The organism is Bacillus sp. OTU530, assembly GCF_038440375.1.
In genome coordinates, this window is record NZ_JASATP010000093.1 from 1 (window position 1) to 9272 (window position 9272).

Genomic DNA, 9272 nt, shown 5'->3' on the forward strand with positions numbered 1-9272 from the left:
CCGTGTTCCTTTTTATTGGAACACGTTTTTATCAATTTTAACAACTTCTATCCTTTTTATACCAGTATCATAGCAAGAAAAGTGCCTAAAGGTATATATGTTTGTTGGGACGTTTCTAAAGTGTATTTCCTACCTTTAGGGACTGTGCAAGATATGTAGTTTTACAGAATGTTTGTGCGTGCCAAAAGGTATACCTTTTGGCACGAAGCAAAAAGGAGAACCCATCTCTCTTTTTTGTACAATGATTTAACTTTGTAAGAATTGTTGTATGTCTGCCACCTTTAATCCCGTAAATTTCGCAATATCTTCTAATGGCATTCCGTTCTTATGCATCCCATGAATTAATTGCATTTTCCCTTGTTCAATTCCTTTTTCTAAACCTTCCTCTAAGCCTTCTTCACGAGCATGAGCCAACTTAGCCTGTTCATAAAATGTGGCCATTCACCATTCCATTGCCTTTTAAAATTGCTTTCTCAAATTTTGGTGCTGTTTCTTGCTGCATACTTGGGGTCACGTGTGAATATGTATCAAGAGTTGCCCTTATACTTGAATGACCAAGTCTACCTGCAACGATTGGTCTATTAAGTAAGAACCAAGTCCACTAGAGGAAATTCCAGATCATTATAAAACAGTTATTATTCAGACCACATAGGGCAAAATAATTCTGTCTTTAAATAAGTAGAGGCAGGAGTGGGATATATGCGTAAAAGAGGGTTTGAAGTAGTAAAAGGTTTTGAAAACAAGGATATTAATCTCCCGAAGCGGCAAACGAAAAACGCAGCTGGGTATGACTTCGAAAGCGCCGAGCCAGTCACTATTGAACCAATCTGGAAGCATTTATATGATTTATTTAAGAAGAAAGCTAAAGGTGAAGAAATTGATGACACGATTTTAAAACCAGCTTTAGTTCCAACAGGTGTTAAATCATACATGCAGCCGGATGAAGTTCTTTATTTATATAATCGTTCCGGCAATCCATTGAAAAAGTTCTTGTTGTTAGGCAACGGAGCCGGCGTCGTAGATTCCGATTATGAAGGAGAGATTAAGTTTCAGTTCATTAATTTTGGTTTTCGAGCCATAAAAATTAATAAAAATGAGCGTATTGGTCAAGGAGTTTTCTCTACGTTCTTAAAAACTGATGGAGATCAAGCAGAGGGAGAAAGAGGCGAAGGTGGATTTGGGTCAACGGGAAACTAATAAATTAAGAAACAGCTCCATTGCAGAAGATTACTGCAATGGAGCTACTGTTAAGGAATTGTGTATAAAATATGATTTAACCAGAAGAAGTATTGAAAGAATATTGCATAAAACAGAGGTAATGAAGCCACGAAAAGATATATTTAATGAATTTGTTTCTGTAGTTGTTAAGGACTATGAAGAGGGGCTTTCTATACAAGAGATCTCATAATTTCATTTTGTTTCTTTAAATATTGTTCAGAAAGTCACTATTTTCTGAACACAGAAATATAACAAGTAGTTTAAAGGTTTTTAGATTAATTTGTGTTCAAAAACTCATCAATTATTCTATGTTCAGATAATCCTGTGTGTTTGAAGTTATATTACAATTAAGGGCAGATGATATGGTAAAGGATGGATAGGAATGAGAGTCTGTATGGAAAATCGTTTCAATTGTAGGGGAATTTCTAAAACGTATTAAAAACTGGAAAGTGTGCATGGTAATAGAGAAAACATCGAACACTTCATTCGATGATATTTTACATTTGGAGTGTTAAGGGAACATGAATAGTATCTGGAATCGGTTAATAAAAAAGCAAAAAAAAAGAGAGCAAATACCTTATTATGAGAAAACAGAACTGCCATCAAATAAACAGGAACTCAGTCAATCTTTACACAAAAACCTCAAAAATATAAAAGAAGCTTTAGGAAACAGCAGTGACGTGATCATTCGCGAATTTAAAATGGGAGAACTTTTACAGCATCAGGTTGCAATAATTTATATAAACGGGTTAATAGATAAAATGATTATAAGCAGTTCTATCATTGAAAGACTGATGAGTGACGTGAACGGGATCGAAAACGGAGAGTCTCCCCCACCCTATCAATTGTTTACATATATCAAAGAAAATATCTTAACAACTGGAACAGCTGAGGACATAACGGACTGGAACGAGATGCTGCTTTCCCTCGTATCGGGGCAAACCATTCTTCTGATTGACGGCTGGGATCAAGTAATTTCCTGTTCTGCACAAGGCGGAGAGTTAAGGGCGGTTACAGAACCTACGATAGAACCTGCTGTCCGTGGTCCTAAAGAGAGCTTTGTCGAGGCACTTATTACCAATACAGCCATGGTTCGCCGCAGAATTAAAAGCCCTAATCTATGGGTTGAAATGATGATGTTGGGGAAGATCACACAAACAGATGTGGCCATTATGTACGTAAAAGGGATTGTCAATGACAATCTTCTTACCGAAGTCAAAGAGCGGCTGGATAAAATCGATGTAGATGAGGTTACGGGTTCTAATACAATTGAAGAATGGATTAACGATAGCCTATGGACGCCTTGGCCCACCGTATTTACAACAGAACGTCCAGATGTGGTGGCAGGAGAGTTAATGGAAGGACGCATCGCTATTTTTGTTAATGGGACACCGGATCCTTTAATTTTGCCAGCAACATGGATTGAATTTTTTCAAACGGCCGAAGATTATGAGTTGCGCTGGAATATTGCCAGTTTTTTGAGATCCTTAAGAGTGATTGCATTCTTAATCACCCTTCTTGGACCATCCCTTTTTATTGCGTTTATTTCGTTTCACCCGGAATTGATTCCGACATCTTTATTGGTTAGTCTGTCAGCACAGCGGCACGGGATTCCATTTCCGGTATTTATAGAGGCTTTGCTAATGGAATTTACATTTGAGTTTTTGCGGGAAGCAGGCGTTCGGATGCCGCGTCCGATTGGGCAGGCCGTTTCAATTGTTGGCGCACTTGTATTAGGACAAGCAGCTGTTCAGGCAGGGATTGTTTCCAGTGCGATGGTGATTGTGGTGGCAGGGACGGCGATTGCCAGTTTTACCATACCCCATGTTGCAATGACGGATGCGACACGTTTACTTCGATTTGCCATGATGATGTTGGCAGCTTCTTTCGGACTTTACGGAATTGGACTCGGACTCATTGTTTTAGTCGCACACACTTGCAGCATTCGTTCGTTTGGTATTCCTTATTTGACTCCCTTTGCTCCACTCATTATTTCTGATTGGAAAGATACCTTCATGCGTTTCCCGAAGCCGTTTTTGTCAACACGTCCTCGATTAATTAACCAAACGAAAATAAAGAGGACAGGTAGTACTCAGAATCTAGGACCGTCACCGAGAGAAGGCCAAATAAAGGATAACGAATCGAAGAGGGATTCCAATGAAACATAAACGTTTCTGGTGCAAATACTTAAGAAACTTTTCGCTTCTTTATATCCTCCCCAAGCATTTGCGCCGGGACCAAAAATTGGCTACGGCAAGAAAAGAAGTAAAAGGAGCAGAGAAACTAAAGATGATGGATAAAAGAGAATTGCTCGAATCAGAGGTAGCTGTAGAATATGATATAGAGTTTCCAAATAAAACTCAATTGAATTTCAAATAGTTGTAAGAAAATCTAGGTTTTAACTTTCAAAAAATGTATTAGTGGGTAATACCTATGTATTAAGATGAACAAAAACACCCCTCTAGGCCGTTGAAAATGAGGGGTGTTCTGCAAAACAGGAGGGCAAAATGGACAAACTTGCAAGTAGAGGAATCCTTGTCCATTTCTTTGTTAGTATATCTTTGAAATAACTAAAATATGTCCTAAAAATATGCAGGATTTTATGCAAAAAATAGGGAGACTTGTCAACAGATCGGGAGGTCAAGAGCCGCGCCGTTCGGGCATTGCATAAAATCCTGCATACTTGATACATTGAGAGATTGCGAGAAACCTAGTAATGGCGCGGATGCCCGAGGGAATCCCTCGCCATTTTACTTCCGATAATGTGGGATTATGTTAACCTAACGTGAATGGGATATACATTGTCCCCTGTTCAACTTCCATGTAAGAACTGGTTTGCTGCTAATGGGGCAATTGAGTTAAATAAACCTTCAAACTTATTCAACATAAAAAAACCATCCAATTTTAATTAATTAAGTAGAGGATGGTTTTTTAAGAAATGTTATTTATGATTCCTCTAATAATAACTCCGATTATTACTCCAGGAAAAACAAACAACATTGGGAGCCAAACAGGACCCAATAACACTCCAAATATCGTTACGTTTGAGGAAAAAATCAATCCAACAGTTACAAAAAACGCAGCGAACACATACGGAAGAAAAGAATAAGAGGCTTTCCCTCCGCCTGCATCTTTCACCGCATCCCACATAGAAAAAAAGTACAAACAAGGATAAAACATCAACCACTGATAATCCGCATGTTTTATGGCATCTCCAATTTCTCCATGAAAACTTAGAAGTATGACCTGATTGAAATCGGCTTGTACATTAATCAGAAATTCAAGTATCAATAAAACTGTCCCTTTAAAATACTTTCCGTTTAAATATTGTCCAAACCCAGGAAGTGCAATGCTCCACATTAGTTTTTCGAATATATTCTTATTCACTTAGACATACCTAGTAATACTGTTTTTATTATTTTTCTTTTGCAATTTCGTTTCTATTAGGAGCAAGTGGTGGCTGTTCTAACCATTTATTTTGTACCATAAGATTAAACCATTTTTTAGTAACCATAAGATTTTTTAGAATGATGCTTTCGTAAGTGGTTACAAGGTCTGTTCGCATAGCTGCTGCTAGACCTGCCCCGTGATATGCCTGTGCAGCTTGGAACAAGAAACCAACATGATACAACATTAACTTATCGGAAAAAGGGGAGTCCGTTGAAGTTGTCACTTCTGTTTCCCACGACTTAGGAGCTGGTAAATTATCCGTTTGCATGATTTTTGAAAAGGCTTGTATTTGGTCGTTAGCCGTTTTCTCAGAATTCTCTAAAAATTTTCTTACTTCTTTTGTTTGAGCGACTTGACTGAATGCGATAGAAAGGGTTTTAGCCATAATACTTTTTTTAAGGTTGAACGAAATGCTAATGATTTCTGTTGCCGCTAAACGTCTTTCTTTTCCGAAAATTCCATCTGTGAAATCTTGGCTAGAAACAAATTTAGGGTTCTTGTCAGGGTAAAATAAAGGGTCTCTCTGAAAATTCCCTTTCTCAAGCAATAACTCAATAGTTTGATGATACATCCTTTTCCCATCGTTATCACACGAATCGTAAAAATACCTTAAGTCCTTTCTGACAGAAATGCCTAATGAAGTTGAGTGTCCTAACAAACCATGCAAAGTCATGATATGTAAATAATTTAAACAAAATATGTCAGTAAACAGTCTCTCTGCACCTTTATTGAGGTCAGATTCAGTAAATCCAATTGGAACTGGAAATCCCTCATTTTCTATAAAGGTTGCAAGTTGTTTCTTTTGTTTTTCGAACGTCTTGATAGCATCTTCAAAAATGGCTTTTATTGCCTCATCCTCAATAATAGAGACCATGTATCTATTTACTGTATCTGTCATTGTTCCGTTTACATATTCTGCCCACAGTGACCCTATTTCGGAAGATGTGAGTTTTAATTTATTCTGATCCATATTATCACCTCTTAAATATTATTCACTTATTTAGCAATAGATATGAATTTTTTAATGGACTTTATGAAGAAGATTAACACTCTTTAGAAAGGTAAATTCATTAAAAAAGGTAAGCGAAATACTATGCTAACCTGGTATCTCGAATCTTGTTCCTAGAGAATGGTAGCTACATGTTTAGCAGAAAACCATACATAAAATCCTAGGAATAAGAAATAGTAAACACGTGGGAAACCTCCTATTAAGTATTTCTGATGAACCCACTAGTTATCTCAAGGACAGCCTAGCCCAAGGCTGTTTTCTTTTTTATGGATATGCTAGGTTCAATGGTTCATATTTCCTGTTTAGTCTGGGCACATTATTCCTTGATGAATGAAATAGGAGGTTGTTTACATATTGGAAAAGAGCTACGGTCATATGCAGCTAACAGCTACTGAAATGGGGAAACTTTGGGCAACGTATATGGGCAATACGATGTCTCAGTGTGTACTAAGCCATTATTTTCAACATGTTGAAGATCCAGATATAAAAAAAGTGTTAGATCATGCTTTATATTTAAACCAATCAATTCTAAAAAATATTAAAGAAATTTTTATTGCGGAACACTTTCCTGTACCGATTGGATTTACAAAGGAAGACGTAAATGTAGATGCTCCTAGGTTATTTTCCGATCAATTTTATCTTCACTATCTGAGATATTTAAGCAAAGCAGGAATGAGTATTTATTCGATTGCAGTACCTTTAATGACAAGAAAAGATATAAGGGGTTTCTTTACTCATACTCTTGAAGCGACAGTACAGCTTATTAACGAGGTCGATCAAGTACTAATGGCAAAAGGGTTTTTAACAAAACCACCAATCATTCCTATACCTAGCCAAGTCGATTTTGTAAAAAAACAAAGTTATTTAAAGGGTTTTTTCGGAAACACTAGACCCTTGCATGCTTTAGAGATTACACATCTTTATGAGAATATGGAGAATAACGTAACAAGCAAAGCACTGTTACTTGCTTTTAGTCAAGTAGCCCAAGACGACCAAGTTCGGCAGTTTTTTGTCCGAGGGAAGGAGCTTACCGACAAGCAATTAGAAACCTGTTCTGAGAAATTGTACAACGAGAATTTACCGTCCCCTTCATCATTGGAACACTTAGTTAGTGCGTCTACAATTTCACCTTTTTCAGACAAATTGATGCTAGCTCACAAAATTGATATGTTTTCCATGAAAATTAGAACATATGGGAATGGTGCATCCCTGAATGGAAGACGCGATATAGGTGCAATGTACACAAAATTCTTGGCAGATATCGGGTTTTATGTTGAAGATGCAGCTAATATAATGATTGACTATGGCTGGATGGAACAACCACCACAAGCTGTGAATCGAGATGAGCTTACTTCAAGCTAGTTATTTCCAGAATGAAGGGTTGCCTTAATAGAAGTCCTCGCGTGTCTATTGAATAAAAATGACCGTGAGGATTTTTGGATGAAGTTGTCCTGAAGGGTATTTTTTATAGGATTCTAGGGACAATGAATTCCGATAAATTTGTCCTTTTTATCTTAATCGTGTTCATACATAATATTTTGGAAAAAAGATGAAAATAAACATAAATTACAACATTATAATTATAAGGTGAAAAAATGAATCAAAACAACGATAGATTAACCTCGCCAGAAATAGCAAATTTATGGACCCATTATATACGTGAGACAATGGGGAATTGTGTAATCAAGTACATGTTAAAAATCATTCAAGACCCTGAGATAAATAAAGTTTTTCAAACTGCTCATGAACTTGCTCAAAAGCATATAAACAAACTAAGGGATTTGTTTCTTCAAGAAAATTTTCCAGTCCCTAAAGGGTTTACTGAAGAAGATGTTAATTTGGATGCTCCCCCTTTATTTACTGATCTCTTTTGCTTAAATTATATTCACACTATGACTACGCACGGAGAGCAAGCTTACAACTTGGCATTTACTGTTTCTATTCGTCAAGACATTAGAGATTTTTATTATCAATGTAATATTGACACTATGAACTTATATAACCAATCAATTGAAGTCCTCATTGCAAAAAAACTTTTGGATAAACCACCATACTATTCAACACCAGATAAAATTCATTTCATCAACACTCTTGATTATGTAACTGATGTGTTTGGCAACCATAGAACCCTAAATGCTATTGAATGTGGTAATATATATTTTAATTTACAAAAAAGTTTGATCACAAAAGGATGTCTTATTGCCTTTAAACAAGTATGTAAAGATAAAGGAGTAAATAAGTTTTTAGAAAAAGGTATTCATGTAGCGAATAAACACATTGGGACATTTACAACATTATTACTTAAAGAAGACCTTCATTTACCTCGTACATTTGACTCAGAAATAACCAATTCAAAGGTTGCACCTTTTTCTGATAAACTTATGTTGTTTCATTCAGGCTTTTTATTTGCTGCAGCAATATCTTATTACGGTACTGCTGCGATTTATAGCATGAGAGCAGATATTGCACTCAACTGTGAAAAAGCAATTTTAGATGATTTACTGGTTTACAGTAGTTTCGGTAAATTAATCATTAAAAGAAATTGGATGGAGCAACCCCCTAATGCGGATGATAGGAAAATCATAAATTAAATCAAATATGTTTACTGCCGCTTTCGGATTTTATGTTAACTAGACATGCGTAGGACATACAAAAAGGATACATCTGTACTGAAGAGGTATCCTTTTACATAGTTGTACGTAATTTTATTTTTGCCCCCTGTTTTTTCATAGATATATTGATCAATATATCTAATTGTTGACTGCATTGAATAGTCTGAGGGTGGGTTAGCCCATATAATTTGGTTAAATAAAACAATTGTTGTCTTTTCTTTTCAATTTTCTCTTGCATCTCTTTAACTCCCCTGACCAGCGGCGACTCAGCCATCATAACGATATTGTTACCGCCTTAGATCTGGAGCTTTGCGTCCCTATCTTTCGATAAGTTTGCCTTTATCAAATATGTATTTTTCTAATTTTTTGGAAACAAATTATATTATATTAATTCCTAAACTTATGAACAAGCGGGAAATTTTACCTTGCATGTAAATTAAAACGCCCGCTTGAAGCAGTCTAAAAAGGCTGCTTTCTGTTTTTTCTTTAGCGTATTATCTGTCTATAATCCCCTTACTGAAACCTAATAAAATCAATGAAATGAATGTATAGTTTTGTTTCACACTTGCTGATTTTTACTATAATCGGAGATATCCCAATAAAAACAAGGATATGAATGTAAACTTTAATATAAAAGTTTACATTCGATAAATATGGAGTTCGATAGATTTATTGACTTCCGATAATTAAGGATTATGTAAACTAAAAATGTATAGAGTATTCATATCCAAATAACATAATTTTATATTACTTTGGTCAGCGCTTTATGGCGTAGGAAAATAATGTGTAGAAAAATAAAATATTTCAAAATATTTGTATTATTACATATTTACAAGGAAAAGACGGAGCATTTTATCTTCTTCCGGGGAGGACAGGAACATGGAGAGAACCTGCATGAAAATTTAAAACGAGAATGCATCGAGGAAGTGGGCATTGAAGTCGAAGTCGGTGAACTGCGTTTTGTCCGGGACTACATTGAGAAG

General features: G+C 36.0%; 10 protein-coding genes, 1 pseudogene and 1 riboswitch. Of the genes and pseudogenes, 7 read left to right on the forward strand and 4 right to left on the reverse strand.

Annotated features, from left to right (window positions below; genetic code table 11):
• Positions 1-246 precede the first annotated feature (246 nt).
• Positions 247-426: pseudogene (locus tag AAHB12_RS30425) on the reverse strand (Rpn family recombination-promoting nuclease/putative transposase); the annotation flags it as partial.
• A gap of 273 nt (positions 427-699) precedes the next feature.
• On the opposite strand from AAHB12_RS30425, the gene AAHB12_RS30430 reads away from it, so the two are divergent.
• The 4 genes from AAHB12_RS30430 (at position 700) to AAHB12_RS30445 (ending at position 3597) form a co-directional block, all read left to right on the forward strand.
• Positions 700-1197: a dUTPase gene (locus AAHB12_RS30430; RefSeq protein ID WP_342048817.1), complete on the forward strand. Its 498-nt coding sequence runs from the start codon at positions 700-702 to the stop codon at positions 1195-1197.
• Positions 1172-1408 (forward strand): hypothetical protein, encoded by a 237-nt coding sequence (locus AAHB12_RS30435; RefSeq protein ID WP_342048818.1) that lies wholly within the window; start codon positions 1172-1174, stop codon positions 1406-1408. Before AAHB12_RS30430 ends, AAHB12_RS30435 begins: the two co-directional genes overlap by 26 nt.
• 331 nt (positions 1409-1739) lie before the next feature.
• The gene (locus tag AAHB12_RS30440) at positions 1740-3386 is read left to right on the forward strand and encodes a spore germination protein (RefSeq protein WP_342048820.1); all 1647 of its coding nucleotides are present in this window, start codon (positions 1740-1742) and stop codon (positions 3384-3386) included.
• Complete coding sequence (locus tag AAHB12_RS30445) at positions 3376-3597, forward strand: hypothetical protein (protein ID WP_342048821.1); 222 nt, start codon at positions 3376-3378, stop codon at positions 3595-3597. Before AAHB12_RS30440 ends, AAHB12_RS30445 begins: the two co-directional genes overlap by 11 nt.
• A 552-nt stretch (positions 3598-4149) precedes the next feature.
• On the opposite strand, the gene AAHB12_RS30450 is transcribed toward AAHB12_RS30445, so the two are convergent.
• Together AAHB12_RS30450 and AAHB12_RS30455 are read right to left on the reverse strand one after the other, a co-directional pair.
• Complete coding sequence (locus tag AAHB12_RS30450; RefSeq protein ID WP_342048822.1) at positions 4150-4605, reverse strand: hypothetical protein; 456 nt, start codon at positions 4603-4605, stop codon at positions 4150-4152.
• Positions 4606-4633: 28 nt separating this feature from the next.
• Positions 4634-5638: a DUF3231 family protein gene (locus AAHB12_RS30455; RefSeq protein ID WP_342048823.1), complete on the reverse strand. Its 1005-nt coding sequence runs from the start codon at positions 5636-5638 to the stop codon at positions 4634-4636.
• Positions 5639-6031: 393 nt separating this feature from the next.
• Here AAHB12_RS30455 and AAHB12_RS30460 point away from each other — a divergent pair, with 393 nt between their 5' ends.
• Positions 6032-7039: a DUF3231 family protein gene (locus AAHB12_RS30460; RefSeq protein ID WP_342048824.1), complete on the forward strand. Its 1008-nt coding sequence runs from the start codon at positions 6032-6034 to the stop codon at positions 7037-7039.
• 233 nt (positions 7040-7272) lie between these two features.
• Positions 7273-8268 carry a DUF3231 family protein gene (locus tag AAHB12_RS30465; protein WP_342048825.1) on the forward strand — a complete coding sequence of 332 codons (996 nt, stop codon included), beginning with the start codon at positions 7273-7275 and terminating at the stop codon, positions 8266-8268.
• Between the two features lie 94 nt (positions 8269-8362).
• On the opposite strand, the gene AAHB12_RS30470 is transcribed toward AAHB12_RS30465, so the two are convergent.
• Positions 8363-8527, reverse strand: a complete 165-nt coding sequence (locus AAHB12_RS30470; RefSeq protein ID WP_342048827.1) for an aspartyl-phosphate phosphatase Spo0E family protein — start codon at positions 8525-8527, stop codon at positions 8363-8365.
• 19 nt (positions 8528-8546) lie between these two features.
• Positions 8547-8637, reverse strand: a riboswitch (cyclic di-GMP riboswitch).
• A 434-nt stretch (positions 8638-9071) separates the two neighbouring features.
• Between AAHB12_RS30470 and AAHB12_RS30475 the strand changes: the two genes are divergently transcribed.
• The coding region (locus tag AAHB12_RS30475; RefSeq protein ID WP_342048828.1) for an NUDIX domain-containing protein at positions 9072-9272 on the forward strand (201 nt) is incomplete at its 3' end.